This window comes from Cellulomonas fimi (assembly GCF_028527925.1).
GTDB classification, from domain to species: Bacteria; Actinomycetota; Actinomycetes; order Actinomycetales; family Cellulomonadaceae; genus Cellulomonas; species Cellulomonas fimi_C.
Genome location: NZ_JAPESW010000112.1, coordinates 1 through 1,383, shown reverse-complemented (window position 1 = coordinate 1,383; position 1,383 = coordinate 1). Strand labels below are relative to the sequence as shown.

Annotated in this window: 1 protein-coding gene; it reads right to left on the bottom strand. The window is 73.3% G+C overall.

Annotated elements, in window-relative coordinates:
- A partial coding sequence (locus OMK64_RS19970; RefSeq protein WP_272730099.1) for an aminotransferase-like domain-containing protein occupies positions 1 to 1,112 on the bottom strand: 1,112 nt, incomplete at its 3' end.
- Positions 1,113 to 1,383 lie beyond the last annotated feature (271 nt).

The window sequence follows — 1,383 nt, the reverse complement described above, 5'->3', positions numbered from 1 at the left end:
ATGTCCTTCGCGTCGAGGCCCTCGGGAAGGCGGACCCAGGTGTAGAAGCCGCCGTCGGGCACGTTCCAGGACGCCTCGGGCAGGTGCTCGGCGAGTGCGGACACCATCGCGTCGCGCCGCTCGCGGTACTGCTCGCGGTACACCTTGATCTGTCCGCGCCAGTCGGCGGTCGACAGGTAGGTGGAGATGGCGAGCTGCGACGCGTTGGACGGGCAGAGGATCGCCGACTCCGAGGCGAGGACGAGCTTCTCCCGGACCGCGTGCGGCGCGACGACCCAGCCGACGCGGTAGCCGGGCGCGAACGTCTTGGAGAAGGACCCGAGGTAGACGACGCCGTCGGCGTCGAGCGAGCGGATCGCCGGGCGCGGGTCGCTGTCGAACCCGAGCAGGCCGTACGGGTTGTCCTCGACGACGAGGACGCCGTAGCGCTGCGCGATCTCGAGGACGCGCGGGCGGCGCTCCACGGACAGCGAGACGCCGGCCGGGTTGTGGAAGTTCGGCACGGTGTAGAGCAGCTTCACCGTGCGGCCCGCGGCGGCGAGCGAGGCGAGCGTCTGCTCGAGCGCCTCGGGCACGAGCCCGTGGGCGTCGATCGGCACGTGCACGACGTCGGCCTGGTAGGCGCGGAAGACACCGAGCGCCCCGACGTAGGACGGCGCCTCGGCGACGACGACGTCGCCGGGGTCGACGAAGATCCTGGTCACGAGGTCGAGCGCCTGCTGCGACCCGGTGGTGACGACCACGTCGTCGGGGTGCGCGTCGATGCCCTCGAGCCGCATGACGTCGAGGATCTGCTCGCGGAGCGTCTCGTCGCCCTGGCCGGACCCGTACTGGAGGGCCTGCAGGCCGCGCGTGGCGACGACGCGGGCGGCGAGCTCGGCGAGGTCGTCGAGGGGGAGGCCCTCGAGGAAGGGCATGCCGCCGGCGAGGGAGACGACCTCCGGCCGGTTCGCGACGGCGAACAGGGCGCGGATCTCCGAGGCGCGCATGCCGTGGGTGCGCTCGGCGTACGCGGAGAGCCAGGGGTCGAGGCGCGTGCCGGTTCCCGCCGCGGCGGAGGACGTGGGGTGGCCGCCCGACGTCTCGCGCGGGGGCCCAGGCTGCGTGGTCATCCCGGCAGTGTCGCACGTCACGGCACGGCGCCCGGCCAGGACCGCACGGGACGAGACGTGCGGGTCCGGTGGAGATCGACGGGCGCGAACGCCGACGGGCCGCCGTCCCCGGGTGGGGCGGCGGCCCGCGACCACCGGTCGGAGGTCAGACGGTGGTGAGGACGTCCTCGATCTCGCCGGCGTAGAACGCCTTGGGGCGGGCGCCGATGACGGACTTCACGAGCTCGCCGCCCGCGAAGACGTTGAGGGTCGGGATCGAGACGATGCCGTA